This window comes from Ruegeria sp. D1(2025) (assembly GCF_056536425.1).
In genome coordinates this window covers 1-518 of sequence record NZ_JBQFPO010000047.1, presented here as the reverse complement: position 1 = coordinate 518, position 518 = coordinate 1, and the positions used below count along the sequence as shown (strand labels likewise).

Here is a 518-nt window from a genome sequence, read left to right as displayed (position 1 = left end):
CCGGCGATGATCAGCTTGGGCTGGTGCTCTTTCGCCAGCGCCTCGACCTGATCATAGTCCAGCATGTTGTCTTCCTTGCGGACGCCGTACTGCACCGCGTTGAACCACTTGCCCGATTGGTTCGGGCGCGCGCCGTGGGTCAGGTGACCGCCGGCATCCAGGCTCATGCCCAGAATGGTGTCACCGGGTTTGATCAGCGCCTGGAACACGCCCTGGTTGGCCTGAGAGCCCGAGTTCGGCTGCACGTTGGCGAAACCGCAGCCAAACAGTTGCTTGGCGCGGTCGATGGCCAGATTCTCGGCAATGTCCACGAACTGGCAGCCGCCATAATAGCGCCGCCCGGGATAGCCTTCGGCGTATTTGTTGGTCATCACCGAGCCCTGCGCCTCCATCACTGCGGCGCTGACGATGTTTTCGGACGCAATCAGCTCGATCTCGTCGCGCTGGCGGCCCAACTCGGACCGGATCGAGCCGAAAAGCTCAGGATCACGATCCGAAAGAGACTGGGTGAAAAAACC

General features: G+C 61.6%; 1 protein-coding gene. It reads right to left on the bottom strand.

All coding sequences use genetic code 11. The annotated features are described in order from the left end of the window. The coding region (locus tag ACR1XU_RS23160; RefSeq protein ID WP_480915725.1) for a PLP-dependent aminotransferase family protein at positions 1-518 on the bottom strand (518 nt) is incomplete at both ends.